At 63.1% G+C, this 18222-nt stretch carries 14 protein-coding genes; 4 read left to right on the top strand and 10 right to left on the bottom strand.

Going from position 1 to position 18222, the window contains the following annotated elements; translation table 11 throughout:
* Nucleotides 1-57 precede the first annotated feature (57 nt).
* From dnaE to ENE74_RS09755, 4 genes are read right to left on the bottom strand one after another with little or no spacing between them, the layout of a single operon-like run.
* Complete coding sequence (gene dnaE, locus ENE74_RS09740; protein WP_127690755.1) at nt 58-3615, bottom strand: DNA polymerase III subunit alpha; 3558 nt, start codon at nt 3613-3615, stop codon at nt 58-60.
* 42 nt (nt 3616-3657) lie between these two features.
* The gene (locus tag ENE74_RS09745) at nt 3658-4137 is read right to left on the bottom strand and encodes a glutathione peroxidase (protein WP_127690756.1); all 480 of its coding nucleotides are present in this window, start codon (nt 4135-4137) and stop codon (nt 3658-3660) included.
* Entirely contained in the window at nt 4134-4805 is a 672-nt protein-coding gene (locus tag ENE74_RS09750; protein WP_127690757.1) for an ABC transporter ATP-binding protein, read from the bottom strand. Before ENE74_RS09750 ends, ENE74_RS09745 begins: the two co-directional genes overlap by 4 nt.
* Nucleotides 4798-6048: a lipoprotein-releasing ABC transporter permease subunit gene (locus ENE74_RS09755; protein ID WP_127690758.1), complete on the bottom strand. Its 1251-nt coding sequence runs from the start codon at nt 6046-6048 to the stop codon at nt 4798-4800. Before ENE74_RS09755 ends, ENE74_RS09750 begins: the two co-directional genes overlap by 8 nt.
* 451 nt (nt 6049-6499) lie before the next feature.
* On the opposite strand from ENE74_RS09755, the gene ENE74_RS09760 reads away from it, so the two are divergent.
* Nucleotides 6500-6970 (top strand): Hsp20 family protein, encoded by a 471-nt coding sequence (locus ENE74_RS09760; protein ID WP_206517685.1) that lies wholly within the window; start codon nt 6500-6502, stop codon nt 6968-6970.
* Here the strand turns inward: ENE74_RS09760 and ENE74_RS09765 are convergent.
* Nucleotides 6955-9156, bottom strand: coding sequence for a ComEC/Rec2 family competence protein (locus ENE74_RS09765; protein ID WP_127690760.1), 2202 nt, complete (start codon nt 9154-9156; stop codon nt 6955-6957). The genes ENE74_RS09760 and ENE74_RS09765 overlap by 16 nt on opposite strands.
* A gap of 37 nt (nt 9157-9193) precedes the next feature.
* Here ENE74_RS09765 and gltX point away from each other — a divergent pair, with 37 nt between their 5' ends.
* Nucleotides 9194-10648 (top strand): glutamate--tRNA ligase, encoded by a 1455-nt coding sequence (gltX, locus tag ENE74_RS09770; protein ID WP_127690761.1) that lies wholly within the window; start codon nt 9194-9196, stop codon nt 10646-10648.
* 22 nt (nt 10649-10670) lie between these two features.
* Entirely contained in the window at nt 10671-11957 is a 1287-nt protein-coding gene (locus ENE74_RS09775; protein WP_127690762.1) for a citrate synthase, read from the top strand.
* Between the two features lie 58 nt (nt 11958-12015).
* On the opposite strand, the gene ENE74_RS09780 is transcribed toward ENE74_RS09775, so the two are convergent.
* Entirely contained in the window at nt 12016-13383 is a 1368-nt protein-coding gene (locus ENE74_RS09780; protein WP_241241932.1) for a sensor histidine kinase, read from the bottom strand.
* Nucleotides 13380-14474: a DUF2336 domain-containing protein gene (locus tag ENE74_RS09785; RefSeq protein ID WP_127690763.1), complete on the bottom strand. Its 1095-nt coding sequence runs from the start codon at nt 14472-14474 to the stop codon at nt 13380-13382. Before ENE74_RS09785 ends, ENE74_RS09780 begins: the two co-directional genes overlap by 4 nt.
* A gap of 323 nt (nt 14475-14797) precedes the next feature.
* Between ENE74_RS09785 and ENE74_RS09790 the strand changes: the two genes are divergently transcribed.
* Nucleotides 14798-15076: a Rap1a/Tai family immunity protein gene (locus ENE74_RS09790; RefSeq protein WP_127690764.1), complete on the top strand. Its 279-nt coding sequence runs from the start codon at nt 14798-14800 to the stop codon at nt 15074-15076.
* Between the two features lie 3 nt (nt 15077-15079).
* Here ENE74_RS09790 and ENE74_RS09795 read toward each other — a convergent pair whose 3' ends face one another.
* The 3 genes from ENE74_RS09795 to ENE74_RS09805 are packed head-to-tail and all read right to left on the bottom strand — an operon-like array spanning nt 15080 to nt 18167.
* Nucleotides 15080-16354 (bottom strand): Xaa-Pro dipeptidase, encoded by a 1275-nt coding sequence (locus ENE74_RS09795; RefSeq protein ID WP_127690765.1) that lies wholly within the window; start codon nt 16352-16354, stop codon nt 15080-15082.
* 25 nt (nt 16355-16379) lie between these two features.
* Complete coding sequence (gene lpdA, locus ENE74_RS09800) at nt 16380-17777, bottom strand: dihydrolipoyl dehydrogenase (RefSeq protein ID WP_127690766.1); 1398 nt, start codon at nt 17775-17777, stop codon at nt 16380-16382.
* A gap of 57 nt (nt 17778-17834) precedes the next feature.
* On the bottom strand, nt 17835-18167 hold the full coding sequence (locus ENE74_RS09805; RefSeq protein ID WP_127690767.1) for an endonuclease domain-containing protein: 333 nt from the start codon (nt 18165-18167) through the stop codon (nt 17835-17837).
* Between the last annotated feature and the right edge of the window lie 55 nt (nt 18168-18222).

The following is an 18222-nucleotide window of genomic DNA, read 5'->3' on the forward strand; positions in this document are numbered from 1 at the left end:
TGCCTGGAAGCGATAGACAAGAGGAACGGGAATATCGCTGAGGGGCGGTCTGCGGTATCAGGAAACGAGCGCGAGGCGGGGCGGCTCGGGTGTCGCGAAGCGATGGGCGACGACCCCCGGCACATTGGCCAGGCGTTCGGCGATTTCGGCGTCGATCATGAAATCGCGCCCCAGCCTGACCCGAACGACCCGCCCGTTTTCAAGACTGCACCGGACGCCAACATCGCTCCGTCCGCCCCGGTTGGCTGCCAATATCGCCGCGATCTGCGCGACAGCCGCAGCACTTGCGATGTCGAGCCACAATTCCATCCGTGTCGATCCGGCGATGCGCGTAAAGGGCTGGACTCCGCGCACCGTGACGCGCGGGGTTTCCTCGCCCGGCTGGCGATCCAGCTCGACCGTCAGCAAGGCGCATTCGCCATCCTTGGCAAGGGCATCGATTGCCTTGCAGGCATCGTCGTCAAAACAGCTCGCCTGGAACTGGCCGCTGCTGTCTGAAAAAGTAGCGGAGACATAGCGTCCTCCGCGCCGGGTGTCGCGCCAGCGGACATCCTCGACCAGAGCCGCCATCATCGCATGGGCACGGCCATCCCCATTCATCGCAACCGGATGTGCGCATATCGCGCCAAAGCTCCGTGCACCGCGTGCTTCAGCGATATGCCGATAGCGATCGACCGGATGGGCCGAGAAGTAGAAGCCGAAGGCCTCTTTCTCCTGCGCCATCCGGTCGGCGATAGACCAGGCGGCGTGGGGCGGAATGTGGACGTCGGCATGCGCGATTTCGGCGTCGCCGAACAGGCCGCCCTGCCCGCTTTCCCGCGCATCGGCCGCGCTGGACGCAACCGAAAGGATGGTTTCCGCCGCCGCATGGACCCCGGCGCGATCGGGATTGACGCCGTCGAATGCGCCCGCTGCGGCAAGGCTTTCGAGCTGACGGCGATTGAGCAGGCGCGGCTCCACACGATCCGCGAAATCGTCGAGATCCTTGAACGGCCCGTTGGCTTCGCGCTCCAGGACGAGCGTCTCCATGGCCTTTTCGCCCACGCCCTTGAGGCCACCCAAAGCATAACGGACAGCAAAGCCGAAGCGTGGATCATCGTCCTTGTCGTTCGGCACCGATACCGGCTCCACCGAGAAATCTGCCTCGCTCAAATTGATATCCGGCGGCAGGCAGGACAGGCCCATGCGCCGCATGTCGTCCACGAAAATGGTCAGCTTGTCGGTCAGATGGATGTCGAACGCCATCGACGCGGCATAGAACTCCGCTGGATAATGCGCCTTCAGCCATGCGGTCTGATAGGCAAGCAGCGCATAAGCGGCGGCATGCGACTTGTTGAAACCATAGCCGGCGAACTTGTCGATCAAGTCGAACAGCTCGTTCGCCTTTGCCTTGCCGATCTGACTGCGCTCGGCACAGCCCGTCACGAAGCGTTCGCGCTGCGCGTCCATCTCCGCCTTGATCTTCTTGCCCATGGCGCGGCGCAGAAGATCTGCGTCGCCCAGGGAATAGCCCGCAAGGATCTGCGCGGCCTGCATGACCTGTTCCTGATAGACGAAGATGCCATAGGTCTCTTCCAGGATCGGCGCGAGCAGATCATGCGGATATTCAATGACTTCCTGGCCATTTTTGCGCCGCCCGAACATCGGGATGTTATCCATGGGACCGGGGCGGTAGAGCGAGACCAGCGCGATAATGTCGCCGAAGCTGGTGGGCTTCACCGCCGCCAGCGTCTTGCGCATCCCTTCCGATTCAAGCTGGAACACACCCACCGTATCACCGCGCTGGAGCAGGTCATAAACCGCTGAATCATCCCATGACAGCGTATCGAGATCGACCGTCACGCCGCGCTTGGCCAGCAATTGCACCGCCTTTTGCAGGACGGAGAGTGTCTTGAGACCGAGGAAGTCGAACTTTACCAGCCCGGCTGCCTCGACATATTTCATGTCGAACTGCGTCACCGGCATGTCCGATCGGGGATCGCGATAGAGTGGCACCAGTTTTGACAGCGGGCGGTCACCGATCACCACACCGGCGGCGTGGGTGGAGCTGTGGCGGGGCAAGCCTTCCAGCTTCAGCGCAAGATCGATGAGCCGCCGCACCTGCATGTCGCCATCATATTCGGCCCGGAAATCCGCAACGCCGTTGAGCGCCCTTTCCAGGGTCCAGGGATCGGTGGGATGATTGGGGATCAGCTTGGCGAGCCGATCGACCTGCCCATAGCTCATCTGGAGGACGCGCCCGGTATCTTTCAGAACCGCGCGCGCTTTGAGCTTACCGAAGGTAATGATCTGCGCGACATGATCGCTGCCATATTTCCCCTGAACATAGCGGATCACTTCGCCGCGCCGCGTTTCGCAGAAATCGATGTCGAAGTCCGGCATCGAGACGCGTTCGGGGTTGAGGAAGCGTTCGAACAACAGGCCCAGTTGCAACGGGTCGAGATCGGTGATCGTCAGCGCCCAGGCGACGACCGACCCCGCACCGGACCCACGCCCCGGCCCTACCGGAATGTCATTCTGCTTCGCCCATTTGATGAAGTCCGCAACGATCAGGAAGTAGCCGGGAAAACCCATCTGGTTGATGATGGTCAGCTCGAAATCCAGACGGCTGAAATAGTCGGGGAAACGCGCGCGCAAGATGTCGGGGTGAAGATCGGCCGGTGGCGCGTCGTCCTGTAGCGAAACCAGTTTGCGCAACCGCATTTCCAGCCCCGCTGTGGCATCGTCCCGCAACTGCTGCTTTTCGCCTTCCAGATCGCCGGCCAGGCTGGGCAGGATCGGCTTTCGCTTGGGCGCTGCGACGGCGCAGCGTTGCGCGATCACCAGCGTATTGGCCAGCGCCTCGGGCAGATCGTCGAACAGCCGCTTCATTTCAGCGGCCGGTTTCATCCAGGCATCCTGAGAGCTTTTGCGGCGATCGTCGCTATCGACATAGGCGCTGTCGGCAATGCAAAGCATCACGTCATGCGCCGGGTGAAAATGGGGTTCGGCAAAGCAGGTCGGATTGGTCGCCACCAGCGGCAGGTCTCTGGCATAGGCCAGATCGATCAACTCGGCTTCGGCCTTGCCTTCGACCGGGTCGAGCCTGCGCACGATCTCGACATAGAGGCGATCTGGAAACAGCGATTGCAGGCGGTCGGCATAGGCACGGGCGGCGTCCGGCTGCCCTTCGGCAAACAGCCGTGCCAGCGCCCCTTCCCCACCGGCCGTCAAGGCGATCAGCCCGTCCGTGCGGCCTTCAAGATCGTCGAGCGAGACATGCGCCTGCTCCTCGATCGGCCGATCGAGATGCGCCATCGATACCAGATCGCACAAATGGCCATATCCCGTCTGATCCTGCGCGTAGAGCGCGAGCCAGTCATGCAACGGCGCCGCATTGACCGGACGACCGGGACGCGCCACGCCGATCATCGCGCCGACGATCGGCTGTACCCCCTCGCTCTTGCAGGCATCGGAAAACGCCATGGCGGCATAAAGACCATTCCGGTCGGTCAGCGCGACCGCCGGAAAGCCCAAGGCGCGAGACTGCTTCGCAATGGCCTTCGGCTCAATCGCGCCATCCAGCATGGTGTACGAAGAAAAGACACGGAGCGGGACGAAGGCGGCATGCGACATGCCAAGACCCTAGGGGAGATAGTCTGATTCGCGGAAGTGAAATCAGAGCAAGGCGTCGATCTGTGCGCGCAGCGATTCCGGCTTTACGGTCGGGGCATGGCGCGCGACCACATGGCCGCTGCGATCCACCAGAAACTTGGTGAAGTTCCACTTGATCGCCTGCGTGCCGAGCAGTCCGGGCTGCTGCGCCTTCAGCCACACGAACAGCGGATCGGCGGTCGCGCCATTGACGTCGATCTTGGCGAACAGCGGGAAGGTCACATCAAAATGGAGCGAACAGAAGCGCGCGATCTCCGCCGCATCCCCAGGCTCCTGCGCGCCGAACTGATTGCATGGAAAGCCAAGCACCGAAAGGCCGCGCTCCGCATATTCGCGATGCAGCGCCTCCAGCCCCTCATATTGCGGCGTGAACCCACATTGGCTGGCCGTATTCACGATCAGCAGCACCCGACCGGCATAGTCCGCCATCGACTGCATGGTGCCATCGGGTTTGCGCACCGTAAAGTCGGTGATGGCCGTCATGCCAATATGCCTCCATGCAGGCGGACGACGCGATCCATCTTCGCCGCCAGCCGTTCATTATGGGTTGCGACCAGCGCGGCCGATCCTTCCTCGCGCACCAGCCGCAGAAACTCGGCCAGCACGATGTCGGCAGTGGTTTCGTCCAGATTGCCCGTCGGTTCGTCGGCAAGGACCAGCGCGGGCCGATTGGCCAGCGCACGGGCGACGGCGACGCGCTGCTGCTCGCCGCCCGAAAGCTGGCTTGGCCGGTGATCCAGACGATGACCAAGGCCAAGTGTCGTCAACAGCGTTTCGGCCCGGCGGCGCGCATCGGCGGCAGTCACGTCGCGGATCATCTGCGGCAGGATGACATTCTCCACGGCGTTGAAGTCGGGCAGCAGATGATGGAACTGATAGACGAAACCCAGACTGTCACGGCGCACCCGCGTCCGGCCATCGTTCGAAAGCTGCGCGGCCTCCTCGCCCGCGATGCGGATGGACCCTTCGAACCCACCTTCGAGCAGCCCGACCGCTTGCAGCAGAGTCGATTTCCCCGACCCGGACGGACCCAGCAGCGCCACGATTTCGCCCGGAGCCACCGACAGGTGAACACCGCGCAGCACATCTATCGTCGCATCGCCCTGCGTGAAGCTGCGCCGCAGATCGCTGACGTTGAGGACATCACTCATAGCGGAGAACCTGCACGGGATCGGTATTGGCGGCCTTGAACGCCGGATAAAGCGTTGCAAGGAAGCTGAAGACCAGCGCCATGACGCAGATGCCGACGATCTCGAACGGGTCAGGCTTCGATGGCAGCTCGGTCAGGAACCGGATCGAGGGATCCCAGAGATTCTGGCCGGTGACGAACTGGATAGCGTTCACGATCGCCTGACGGAAGAACAGGAAGGTGAAGCCAAGCGCCAGGCCGGCGACCATGCCGAGCGTCCCGATCGTGATCCCGACGGTCATGAATATCTTCACAAGCCCCGATCGGGACGCACCCATAGTGCGCAGAATGGCGATGTCCCGCGTCTTGGCGCGCACCAGCATGATGAGCGAGGACAGGATGTTGAACACCGCCACCAGCACGATGATCGAAAGCACCACGAACATCGCCACCCGCTCCACCGCCAGTGCCTCGAACAGTGATGCGTTCATCTGCCGCCAGTCCGTGACGACGGCCCGTCCCGTCACTTTTTCGGCCAGGGGCTGAAGGATGGTCTGGACACGGTCGGCATTGACCGTTTCGACTTCGATCATCCCGACGACATCGCCCAGCAGCAGCAGGGTCTGTGCGTCCTCCATCGGCATGATGATGAACGCCTTGTCATATTCATAAACGCCCACTTCGAAGATCGCGGCGACGTCATAGCTGATTTCGCGCGGCACCGTGCCGAACGGTGTCGTCCGCCCGGCGGGATTGATGATGCTCAGCCGTCCGCCGACAGAAACACCCAGATTTTCGGCCAGGCGGGCGCCGATCGCAATCTTTCCGGCATTCGGCGTCAAGGCGGCAAGCGATCCGGCGAGCACCTTGCCCTTCAGCGTCTCATTGGTGCGAATGTCCTGCACCGTCATGCCGCGCACCAGCACGGCCTCCACCCGCCCCTGATAATTGCCGAGCAGCGGCTGTTCGATCAGTGGCGTCGCGCTGGTCACGCCCGGTGTCGCCTTCGCTTCCTTCAATATGTCGCGCCAGTCTGGCAGGCGACCGCCATAGCCCTGCACGACGGCATGGCCGTTCAGTCCCACGATTTTCTCGAACAGTTCGGCGCGAAAACCGTTCATCACGCTCATCACGATGATGAGCGCGGCAACGCCCAGCATCACCGCGACGAGGCTGATCCCGGCGACCAGAAAGATGAATCCTTCCCCCCTGCCCGGGAGGAGATAGCGACGCGCAATCATCCGCTCGTATCGCGAAAGAATCATGTCGGGCTCTGTAATGGTGCCAAAGTCATGACGCCGCTCTAGGCATCGCCTTTCGGCTAGGCAAGGCATGCCGCCTGTTGCCGATAGAACACAGGGCGTTCCCAAAATGAATCAGTTATTCACTTTCACCGTGACAGGCGGCGGGCGGGGGCATAGCAACACAATTGAAACATAGGCAATGGCCGTGGTTCAGGGATGTCGCAGTCCCGGTCTGGAGCTTGGGGGCTGAAAGACTGGTTGACGCGATACCAAGGGGGAGACGAGCAATCGTCCATCTACGCCCGGATCGGCAACGGTCCGGGCGTTTATGATTCCCGACAGACAGCCTCTTGAAGCCTCGCCGCTTACAACCATATTTCCTCTGTCCGGTCGCCGTTCGGGTCCGGGCAAGCATCAGGCAGGTGCCGTTATTTGGGCCTGCCGCAACATTCATTATGCTCTTGAAGGAGATATGAAAATGCGTGGTTTTGACCTTACTCCCTATCGCCGCTCGACCGTGGGTTTCGATCGTCTGTTCGACCTCATCGAAAACAACGCCCGGATCAACGCAGGCGACAACTATCCTCCTTTCAACATCGAGCGGCTGAGCGAAGACAAATATCGCGTCACGCTGGCGGTGGCAGGTTTCCGTCCTGACGAGCTGGAGATCACGGCACAGCAGAACCTGCTGCAGGTCAGCGGCCGCAAGGAAGACGTGAGCAAGACCGAGCAGGGCAAGTATCTGCATGTCGGGATCGCGAATCGCAGCTTCGACCGTCGCTTCGAACTGGCCGACTTCGTCCGCGTGGAAAGCGCCGATCTGGCCGATGGTCTACTGGTGATCGAGCTTGTGCGCGAAGTGCCCGAAGCGATGAAGCCCAAGAAGATCGCGATCAACGGCGGTCAGCTTATCGACATCAACAAGGATCAGCGCGCCGCATAAGGCCGCGGGTCACTGTTTCGTCGGGGAGCCATGCCATCATGGCTCCCCTTTTGCCGTATGGAATCGTAAAGCATCCATGGATGCGCGTCGCCCGGCATACGCACCGTTCGGAGGCTTCGATTGCGCAGCGTGATGGCAACGCCACCGGTTCGCCCGAGCATGGCCCGGTCCAGCTTCAGCCATCGCGGCACACAGCTCCGCGGCAACCGCCGGTCACTGACCACGATGTCGGCCGCGCGACATGCCGCGGCGAGCGCGGCCGGATCGACCAGATCGCGGCTGCGCGTCGCCAGCAGGCGCCAGCGTTCATGCCCGGATGACAGAAGCACGGCGCACATGTCGGCGTTGCATCGCGCGTCCGGCAAGTCGGCCAGCGCCAGCACCGCGCCGTCCATGCCCGCGCTTTCCGCCATCGCGTCGCGGACATAATCACCCGCACGATCGCGCAGCAGGGCCATGCCGCCTGCGGTCCGCACGGCAAGATGGCGGCCATCGCCGGTAACGATCAGATCGGGTGACGGCGTCGTCGCCATCATGATCGACCCCGCTGCAACAGGCAGCAGGCCGATCCAGCGCCATCGCGTGCGCCAAAGCAGGCACCACAGCCCCCCCGCGACGACCAGGGCGAATGGCAGCTTGCCAAATGTCGGCAGCAGCGCAACGGCATAAGGCTGCGCGGAGACTGCATGTGCCAGCCAGAGCAGCAGCCGCAATGCCTGCTCCACCACCCACCAGGCAGGCGTGCCGAGGCTGAGACCGGGCAGCAGGCCGATGCCGTCCAGAATCAGGGCCAGCGCCTCAAACGGCATGATAACGAAGGTGGTCAGCGGGATCGCGATCAGATTGGCGAGTGACCCCAGCACGCCTGCCTGATGGAAATGGTACAGCGCGATCGGTGCCAGCACCAGTTCAACGGCGACCCCGGTCAGGAACAAGGCCAGGATGCCGCGCGCCAGCCGCCATGGCCATCCCTCGTCACGGGCATGGGTAATGGCTCGGAACACGGGATGTTCGGCCAACGCGACGATCGCGATCACGGCCGCAAAGCTCATCTGGAAACTGGGGCCGACAAGCGATTCGGGCCACAGGCACAGCACGAAGATCGCGCCCGCTGCGATCAGCCGCAGGGTAATCGCTTCGCGCCCCAGCGCCAGCGCACCAAGCACCAGAAGCGCGGCAATACATGACCGAATCGTCGGCACATCCGCACCGGTCATCAGCGTATAGCCGATGCCCGCCAGCGCACCGCCAAGCGCGGCGATCAGCATCAGCGGCCAGTGGAGCGCGGCCCGCGGGCTGAGTGCCATCACGCGGAACAGCAGGAAAATGACGGCACCGACCAGCGCGGTGACGTGCAAGCCGCTGATCGACAGCAGATGCGCCAGGCCGCTGCGCCGCATCGCCTCGGCATCCTCCTCGCTGATGGCACCCCGATCCCCGGTCGCCAGTGTCGCCGCGATCGCGCCAGCACCACCCTCCACGCGCGACTGAATGTGCCGGGACAGCCGCTGGCGCAGCGGCTCCGTCTGCACGCTGGCGGGGGTGATGCGTTCAATCGGCGGCAAGGCCCGGCCCGTTGCCCCAATGCCCTGGAAATAGGCGCGCTGTGCAAAATCATAGGCACCCGGCACCGCAGGCGGCGCAGGCGGCATCAGACGCGCACGAAAGCGGATCACCGCGCCGGTCGTCATGAACGGCTGCCAGTCCTGATCGGCGACGTTCACCCGGATTCGGTCCGGCAGGTCGGGGCGACCGACCGGACGGATCATGAGCCGTGTCATCGCCTGTGCCGGCAGCGGCTCGACGGCGGCGATCCTGCCGTCCAGCGCGACGAAGGCCGGACGTGCCAGCGGCGCTGTGCCCAATGCCGCCGCCTTGATCCAGATGATGAGGCAGCCCGCGGCAGCCAGCAGGCCTGCCGCCACGATCATCCGGCGCAATCGCCCGCCGTGCGGCAGAAGCGCCCCCGCGACCCCCACGGCAAGCGAAAGGGTGCAAAAGGCGGCCCATGCCATCGGATCGGGCAGGATGAACCACGCGGCGATGCCGACGCCGAACCCGACGGGTAGCCAGAGCGGGACATGGTCCCTCTCCCGTTCGAGCCAGGTTTCGCAAGCCGCAAGGACCGCCGCGGCCCAGCGCCTTGCTGCACCTGCAACACGGGTTTGTCGCGGCTCAAAAGCCATGCTAGGGGCGTCGCAATTCTGGGTCACTTCTTGCCGAATGTCGGGGAATCACTGCGTGAGCGCAACCATTGAAAACGTGCCGGTCGTCACGCGCTTTGCCCCCTCTCCCACTGGATTCCTGCACATCGGCGGCGCGCGGACGGCGCTGTTCAACTGGCTCTTTGCGCGGCACCATGGTGGGACGTTCCTGCTGCGGATCGAGGACACCGATCGTGCCCGCTCCACCGAAGAAGCGATCACTGCGATCTTCGACGGTCTCGACTGGCTTGGCCTCACCAGTGACCAGGAACCGGTGTTTCAGTTTGCCCGCGCCGCCCGTCATGCGCAGGTGGCGCAGGCGATGCTGGAGGGCGGTCATGCCTATCGCTGCTATGCGACCCCGGAAGAACTGGCCGAATTGCGCGAACAGCAGCGCGCGATGAAGCAGCCGATGCGCTACGACGGGCGGTGGCGCGACCGCGATCCTTCGGAAGCGCCGGATGGTGCGCCCTTCGTCATCCGCCTGAAGGCCCCACAATCTGGCGAAACGGTGATCGAGGATGCCGTGCAGGGCCGCGTCGTCGTGCAGAATGCCGAACTTGACGACATGATCCTGCTGCGCTCCGACGGTACGCCGACGTATATGCTGGCGGTGGTGGTGGACGATCATGACATGGGCGTCACCCATGTCATTCGCGGCGACGATCATCTTAACAATGCCTTCCGGCAGCTTTGCATCATCCGCGCGATGGGCTGGCAGGAACCGGTCTACGCACACATTCCCCTTATCCACGGCTCTGATGGGGCTAAACTGTCCAAGCGGCATGGCGCACTGGGTGTCGACAGCTATCGCGACGACATGGGGATGCTGCCAGAGGCGGTGCTCAACTATCTGCTGCGGCTGGGCTGGGGCCATGGCGACGAGGAGTTCATTCCGATCGACCGGGCCATCGCCCTGTTCGATCTGGGCGGCGTCGGCCGCTCGCCGTCGCGGTTCGACATCAAGAAGCTGGAAAATCTGAACGGGCATTACATCCGCGAGGCCGAGGACAAGCGTCTGGCTGCGCTCGTCGCGCCGCGCGTTGCCGAACGTACCGGCCGGGACGTCGCGGATATCGACACGGCGCTGCTGACTGCGGCCATGGCCGCGCTGAAGCCGCGCGCGAAGACGTTGGACGAAATCGCCGATGGCGCGCTTTTTCTGTTCGCAAATCGCCCGCTGGATTTTGACGAGAAGGCGCTTGCTCTGCTAGACAATGATGCGCGCGCGCTGATCGGAACGACCGTTGACGCCCTTGCCCCTCTCCAGTCCTGGACGGCAGAGGCGATCGAGGAAGCAATACGGCATGTCGCAGAGGATGCCGGACTTGGTCTTGGCAAGGTAGCCCAGCCCCTGCGTGCAGCACTTACGGGGCGCACTACCTCGCCGGGCATATTCGATGTGCTCTTTCTGCTCGGGAAAGAGGAAACCCTGTCACGACTTTCGGACGTGCGTCATGCCCCTGCGGTCTGACGCGGCATAAACGGAGAACAATATGGCCGACACCAAAGCCACGCTAACGATCGGAGACGCCACGAAGGATTATGACATCCTCGATGGTTCGGTTGGTCCGCAGGTCATCGACGTGCGCAAGCTGTACGCCAATACCGGCATGTTCACCTACGATCCGGGGTTTACCTCGACCGCGAGTTGCGAATCCAACATCACCTACATTGATGGCGATGAAGGGATTCTCCTGCATCGCGGCTATCCGATCGAGCAACTGGCCGAACAGTCGAGCTTCATGGAAGTGGCCTATCTTCTGATGAACGGCGATCTTCCCGACAAGGAAACGCTCGACAAGTTCACCTACACGATCACGCGCCACACCATGGTGCATGAGCAGCTGTCGACATTCTATCGCGGGTTCCGCCGCGACGCGCATCCGATGGCTATTCTGTGCGGCGTCGTCGGTGCATTGTCGAGTTTCTATCATGATTCGACGGACATCAACGATCCGTTGCAGCGGACCATCGCCAGCCATCGCCTGATCGCGAAAATGCCGACGATTGCCGCCATGGCCTATAAATATTCGGTCGGTCAGCCGTTCCTCTATCCGCGCAACGACTTGTCCTATACCGGCAATTTCCTGCGCATGACCTTCGGCGTTCCGGCGGAGGAATATGTGGTCGATCCCGTCGTCGAAGCGGCGATGGACAAGATTTTCATCCTGCATGCCGACCATGAACAGAATGCCTCGACATCGACCGTGCGTCTTGCCGGGTCGTCGGGCGCCAATCCCTTCGCCTGCATCGCGGCGGGCATCGCCTGCCTGTGGGGACCGGCGCATGGCGGTGCGAACGAAGCGGCGCTCAACATGCTGCGCGAAATCGGTACGCCGGACCGTATCCCCGAATATATCGCGCGCGCGAAGAACAAGGACGATCCGTTCCGCCTGATGGGCTTTGGCCATCGCGTGTACAAAAACTTCGATCCGCGCGCCAAGGTGCTGTCGAAGGCCGCGAGCGAAGTGCTCGACAAGCTGGGCATCAACGATCCCGTGCTCGATACCGCGCGCGAGCTGGAGCAGATTGCGCTCAACGACCCCTATTTCATCGAAAAAAAGCTGTATCCAAACGTCGATTTCTACAGCGGCGTCATCCTTTCAGCGATCGGCTTCCCGACCGAGATGTTCACCGTGCTCTTCGCCCTGGCGCGCACCGTCGGCTGGGTGGCGCAATGGAACGAAATGATCTCCGACCCGGCACAGAAAATCGGTCGCCCGCGCCAGCTCTACACCGGCCCGGCGCAGCGCGACTATGTGCCGGTTGCGCAGCGGTAAGCAGCGACTGCTTGGATCCTAGCAAGAAGGCGGCACCCGCAAGGTGCCGCCTTTTTCGTCAGGCCGCAGGAAGGGTGAGGACGAAACGGGCACCCTGGCCAGGTGCGCTGTCGACTCGGATATCGCCATCCATGGCACGAGCAAGGCGGCGGGAGATATAGAGGCCAAGGCCGCTGCCCCCGGCCTCGTCTCGTCCCAACCGTTCGAACTTGTCGAAAATCCGTTCATGGTCTTCGGGGGCAATGCCGTTGCCCTGATCGGCCACGGTCACATTCGCCCGTCCGTCGTCGCTCTGATCGACACGAATCCAGACCATCGAACCTTCCGGCCCATAGCGGACGGCATTGCCGATCAGGTTGACGAGGACCTGCAGCACTCGCCGGAACTCGCCCCGCGCCATCAGATGCTCATGCTCGTCCGGCGCGTCGAGGCGTATCCGCCTGTCCGCTGCCTTGACGCCTAGCAGACCCGCGGCGCGGCGGGCCAGATCGGCGAGATCGACATCCTCGATCGTAACCGTGAAATCAGGGCGGTCGATCGCTTGTAGATCGGCCAGGTCATCGACGAGCGCCATCAGATGGCGTCCCGCTGAGGCAATGTCGGCGGCATAGCCTGCATAGTCCGGGCGCAACGGCCCTTCGCGTTGGCTGCTGATCGTCTCCGCATTGGCAATGATCCGCCCGAGCGGCTGGCGCAGCGCACGGTCAAGCCGACGCCCGAACATCGGCAGCGAAAGTCCCGGCGCATCGTCCGTGCGATCGGGCGTCTTGTACTGGACGACCGGCTGCGTCCGACAGCGATAGCCCGTCAGGCGTCCGTGCGCGTCGAACATCGGCATGCCGGACAAAAGACAGGGCGTCTCGTCCGGTCCGGTAGCACGCTGGCCATTGAACGGGCGGCGCTCTGCAAAGGCGCGCAATATCGGCAGATCGCCATCGGTGTCGGCGGCAATGCGGAACCATCCCGCCAGCCTGCTGCCGACCTTTGGCAGCATGGCGTCGTCGCTTCCGGCATCGTCGGCATCGACGACGACGAACCGCAACTGCGCGTCGATCTGCCACCACCAACCGTCGCCGCTCGCCAGCAGGTCGGCGCTCCGGCCCTTGTCCTCGGGCACAGCGGTCTGCGCCGGGCGCTCGCGCCATTCGATGATCGTGAGGTCGATCTGTTCACCCCGCGGCTGGGCGCGAACCCACATGTCGATATCGCTCGACGGTCCTGCCGCAATCACCGGTCGCGACAGCGGAATGTTGAGACGCAGCGCCAATCGCGCCAATGCCGCCAATTGCGGCACGGCCAGCGGGCCATCGACGCTGCCGCCAGCATGCCGTTGCAGCGTCGCCAGCGGCGGATCGGCGGACAGCAACCGGCCGTCGGCATGCACGGTCGCGCGCAGCACATCCTGCATGGTGATGGCGCCGGTCATGCCGCCCGCCTGCCCCGGATCGTGGCGAGCTTGGCACGCAGCGGCATCGGACAGCGAATGTCGGCCAGATGCGCGTCGGCGTCCGCCATCGTCATGGCGTCATAGTGATCGGCAAGATGAACGAGCGAAGGATCGGCCTGCGTCCCGCGCACCACTTGCAGATCGAGCAGCAGATGCCGGTAATCCTCCGCACTGCCCCCCAGGCAACGGCAGAGCGCGGCGATATCTCCCTCGCTGCCATGAACCAGGCGGTCCAGGATCATCTCCCCGCTGGTGCCGAGGATCTCCCCGGCGAGCGCCGTAAACAGCAGATAACGCCGTTCACCCAGCGCATGGCCAAGCAATGGGCCGTGCAGTCCGGCTGCCTGCGCCATCCGGGCGAGCCGCGATGCCAGCGCAAATCCGCCCGCGCCTTCGTCATGCCCGGCAAGGACATGGAGCGCCGCGTCGGTCATCGCCGCCAGCGCGACCGGTTCCTCCGCCAGGCCGGACCGGTTCAGCGTCACGGCGAGAAGCGCGGCGACGGTCCAGACCAGTTCGGCGAAATGCTCCGCAGGTAGATCGGCGCGCATCACTGCCCCTTCGGGCCCGCGTGTCGACCATCGGCTTTCCGCGCGCGCGAGGGCCGCCGCGGTTTCGACGATGGCGACATTGTCCGAATCGAGCAACGTGGCGGTGCCATGGATGCTGTCGGCGGATGTGTCGGCATGACTGCGCACGGCCTGTCCGGCCAGCAGGCTGGCGGCGGCGCGCAGGCGCATATGGGCCAGCAGGTCCGGCGAGAGCAGCGCGGGCTGGTCGCCGATGTGCGGCCAGGCAACGGGTGCCGCCAAGGCACCGCTCAGGCGGCCGACGGGGCTGCCGCGCGCCGCATCGACCATCGCTGCTTCGACCGAGGTGACGCATCCCGCAAGATGACGCCGCGTTTCGCTCATCAGCGCGTCCGGCCAGCCGTTGCGATGGTCGGCGAACAGCGCATTGAGATCGATGACATGGCGTACGCAGGCGGCCACCGGTCCTGCGCCCGAAGCGACGGGTGACCAGGAACCCGGTGGCCCGGCGTCAGATATGGCGAACGGTATGGCGCTCATGCTGCCGCTATAGAGGCCTGTCGTTAACAGGCACTAAACCTTGAAAAACGCCCGATCGAACGGGGCCGATACCGGCCTTGCCCTGCGAACCTCCGTCGCGGGATGCCGATCGCTGCCAAGGACAGACGTCCGCTTCCATTCGTCGCTGTCCTTCCGCCATCCGTCGCACAAAAGGGCGTTACCACAGCGTTAGCACTTTATTGCCGTGGTGCGTCGCGCGCCGACAGGTCATAGTGCAACGCATGGCCATTCCCGTCTGTTTGCGCGCTCTCGGCGTTGCCGCCGTCCTGCTGCCGTCGCCGCCCGCAGGTGCACAGACTTTCATGTTCGAAACTGGGACCACGCTCTACGCCAAATGCCAGAACAAGGCCCCTGAATATGCGCTGGCATGCACCGCCTATATCGTGGGCGTTGTCGACGGCATCAAGAAAGACATCTTCCTTGGCCGCGCGCCGGACAATTGCTGGCCCGACAGGCTGGGTGCGGAGCAGGTCCGCGATCTGGTGGTCAAATATCTGCGCGCCTACCCCGATCAGCGCAGCTTTCCGGCCTCGCTGACGGTGAGCGTCGCTTTGAACGACGCCTATCCCTGTCAGAAATAGGCGTCAGTCGGCGACCAGCACACCGCCCTTGATGACCGCGTCGGGCTTTTCGAGCAGGCGCACGTCGCTCAGCGGATCGCCGGTGACCGCGACCATATCGGCATAGCGGCCCACGGCGATCGCGCCGACATCCTTGTCCTTGCCCAGAGCCTCTGCCGCATTGCGGGTCGCGGCCTGAATTGCCTGGATCGGGGTCATGCCGTATTCGACCATCACCTTGAACTGTCTGCCGACCTGATCGTGCGGCATCACACCCGCGTCCGATCCGAATACCATGCGTACGCCCGCGGCATGGGCCTTGCGGAAATTGTCGCGCTGAATCTGCGCGATTTCGCGATCCTTGCGCAGATTGTCGGGGAGGACGCCGTTTTTCGCGCCTTCGGCCTGGGTATAGTCGGTGTTGTAGATATCCATCGAGAACCAGACCGGCTGCTTGCGGGCGACGGCCAGCTTGATGCCTTCGTCATCCACCAGGCTCGCATGTTCGATCGTATCGATGCCCGCCTGGATCGCGGCCCTGATTCCGGCTGCGCCATGCGCGTGGGCGGCGACGCGCAAACCCCATTGATGTGCCTCATCGGCAATGGCGCTCAGTTCCTCGACGGACAATTGCTGCTGGCCCGGCTCGGTATTGCGGGAGAAGACACCGCCCGTCGCACACACCTTGATGACCTCTGCCCCATATTTCCGCTGCTCGCGGACCCTGACGCGCAGCGCCTGGGCACCATCGGCGACCGCCTCGCCCTTTGCCTTGAAACTCGGCGGCAGATAGGTCTGGTCGCAATGACCGCCGGTTGCCCCCAGCGCATGGGCAGCGGGCACGATCCGCGGGCCTGTGGCATAGCCCTGGTCGATCGCCTGCTTCACCCCCACGTCGTTATATTGCCCCGATCCAACGTTGCGGACCGTCGTGAACCCGGCCCGCAGCATCTTGCGCGCATTGTTCGCGGCCACCACTGTCCAGAAACTGTCGGTATATTGCAGGCCGTTGTATCCGCCGACCTCTGCCAGGCTGTCGAGATGGACATGCATGTCGATCAGGCCGGGCACCAGCGTTTTGCCGCCCATATCGATCTGCCGCACGTCGCTGCCCCAGCGTACCGTGCGTGCATCCGCAATGCCGGTGATGCGACCGTCGGTGACGAATATTGCCGGATGATCCACCGTTTTGCCGGTCAGCACGTCGATCATCCGGTCAGCGGTCACGACGACCTTTTCGGCATGGGCGGCACTGCCCAGCAGCGCGGCAGCAGCGACAAGAACGCAAAGCCTCAACATGGCATATCCCCCCGAAATCTTGTCGTCAGATGTGCAGCGCGCGGCCGTAAGCGCCGAGCACGCTTTCATGCATCGATTCCGAAATGGTGGGATGCGGGAACACGGTTTCCATCAGCTCCGCCTCGGTCGTTTCCAGCGTTTTGCCGATCACATAGCCCTGAATCATCTCGGTCACTTCCGCACCGACCATATGCGCGCCGAGCAATTCGCCGGTCGCTTCGTCGAACACGGTCTTCACGAAGCCGTCGGTTTCGCCCAGCGCGATCGCCTTGCCATTGCCGATGAAGGGGAACTTGCCCACCTTCACCTTGTATCCGGCTTCCTTCGCCTTCGCCTCGGTCAGGCCGACGGAGGCGACCTGCGGATGGCAATAGGTGCAGCCCGGGATATTCAGCTTGTCCATCGGATGCGGATGGCCGCCCGAAAGATGCTCGACTGCGATAATCGCCTCATGGCTTGCCTTGTGCGCCAGCCAGGGTGCGCCGGTGATGTCGCCGATCGCATAGATGCCGGGCACGTTGGTGCGGCAATACTCGTCGGCTTCGATATGGCCGCGCGGGTCCTTGGCGATCTTCAGTTCTTCAAGGCCAATGCCTTCATTGTTCGGCACGATGCCGACCGCGACGATGACATGGCTGAACTCTTCGGTCGTGACCTTGCCGTCCTTATCCTTGATCTCCGCACTGATGCCCTTGCCCGTGTCGGTGATCTTCTGCACGCCGGTCGACGCGCGGATGTCCATCCCCTGTTTGGTGAGGTTCTTCGCCATGAAATCGCTGACGTCTGCGTCCTCCACGGGCAGGATGCGGTCGAGCATTTCCACGACCGTCACCTTCGCACCCATATCGTTGTAGAAGCTGGCAAACTCGATCCCGATCGCGCCGGAACCGATGACGAGCAGCTTGGTCGGCATTTCGGGCGGCACCATCGCATGGCGATAGGTCCAGATGCGCTTGCCGTCCGCCTTGGCGAAGGGCAGGTCGCGGGCGCGCGCGCCAGTGGCGATGATGATGTTCTTCGCCGCCAGATCGGTCGCCTTGCCATCCTTGGTGACGGAGAGCGTGCCCTTCCCCGTCAGCTTGCCGTCACCGAAATAGACGGTGATCTTGTTCTTCTTCATCAGGCCGGTGACGCCCTGATTGAGCTGCTTGGCGACGCCCCGCGAACGCGCCACGACCTTCTCGATGTCGAAAGCGGGCTTCTGCACCGACAGGCCATATTTGTCGGCATGCTGCATGTAATGATAGATTTCCGACGAGCGCAGCAGCGCCTTGGTCGGGATGCAGCCCCAGTTGAGGCAGATACCGCCCAGACTCTCGCGCTCCACGATCGCGGTCTTGAGACCCAGCTGGCTCGCGCGGATCGCGGCGACATAGCCGCCGGGACCGGAGCCAAGCACGATAAGGTCGAATTGGTCAGCCAAGGGTATCTCCTGTGTAAGGCCCCTCCCCCCTTGCGGGGGAGGGGTTGGGGAGAGGGGTTAGTCGATAAGGCGGCTCGACGCCGCCTTATCGACTTCCAGCGCAACCATGATGGCGGCGAGGACACCTTCCTCATCATTCATAATGTCATTGTTCCATAGACGAAGGATTTTGAAGCCCTGTGATTTCAACCAGTCATCCCGCTTCGTATCATAAGCATTATCCGCATGCTGTGATCCATCCACTTCGACGATCAACCGATATTCGAAACAGACAAAATCGATAATGTATGGGGTAATCGGCTGCTGGCGCTTGAACTTGAAACCACCGAGCCGCTTACCTCTCAAGAGCATCCATAATTTGCGTTCGGCTTCCGTCGGATTGGAGCGCATATGCTTGGCCCTGCCAAGCGCGACTTGCTTCGCAAGCCGCTCCCCTCTCCCCAAC

This window comes from Sphingobium algorifonticola (genome assembly GCF_004005485.1).
GTDB lineage: Bacteria > Pseudomonadota > Alphaproteobacteria > Sphingomonadales > Sphingomonadaceae > Sphingobium > Sphingobium algorifonticola.

Bases quoted from the DNA above. Each gene is read 5' to 3' on its own strand.
- dnaE (WP_127690755.1), bottom strand. From the start codon at position 3,615: ATGTCGCATGCCGCCTTCGTCCCGCTCCGTGTCTTTTCTTCGTACACC.
- ENE74_RS09745 (WP_127690756.1), bottom strand. From the start codon at position 4,137: ATGACGGCCATCACCGACTTTACGGTGCGCAAACCCGATGGCACCATG.
- ENE74_RS09750 (WP_127690757.1), bottom strand. From the start codon at position 4,805: ATGAGTGATGTCCTCAACGTCAGCGATCTGCGGCGCAGCTTCACGCAG.
- ENE74_RS09755 (WP_127690758.1), bottom strand. From the start codon at position 6,048: ATGATTCTTTCGCGATACGAGCGGATGATTGCGCGTCGCTATCTCCTC.
- ENE74_RS09760 (WP_206517685.1), top strand. From the start codon at position 6,500: ATGAAAATGCGTGGTTTTGACCTTACTCCCTATCGCCGCTCGACCGTG.
- ENE74_RS09765 (WP_127690760.1), bottom strand. From the start codon at position 9,156: ATGGCTTTTGAGCCGCGACAAACCCGTGTTGCAGGTGCAGCAAGGCGC.
- gltX (WP_127690761.1), top strand. From the start codon at position 9,194: ATGTCGGGGAATCACTGCGTGAGCGCAACCATTGAAAACGTGCCGGTC.
- ENE74_RS09775 (WP_127690762.1), top strand. From the start codon at position 10,671: ATGGCCGACACCAAAGCCACGCTAACGATCGGAGACGCCACGAAGGAT.
- ENE74_RS09780 (WP_241241932.1), bottom strand. From the start codon at position 13,383: ATGACCGGCGCCATCACCATGCAGGATGTGCTGCGCGCGACCGTGCAT.
- ENE74_RS09785 (WP_127690763.1), bottom strand. From the start codon at position 14,474: ATGAGCGCCATACCGTTCGCCATATCTGACGCCGGGCCACCGGGTTCC.
- ENE74_RS09790 (WP_127690764.1), top strand. From the start codon at position 14,798: ATGTTCGAAACTGGGACCACGCTCTACGCCAAATGCCAGAACAAGGCC.
- ENE74_RS09795 (WP_127690765.1), bottom strand. From the start codon at position 16,354: ATGTTGAGGCTTTGCGTTCTTGTCGCTGCTGCCGCGCTGCTGGGCAGT.
- ENE74_RS09805 (WP_127690767.1), bottom strand. From the start codon at position 18,167: ATGCGCTCCAATCCGACGGAAGCCGAACGCAAATTATGGATGCTCTTG.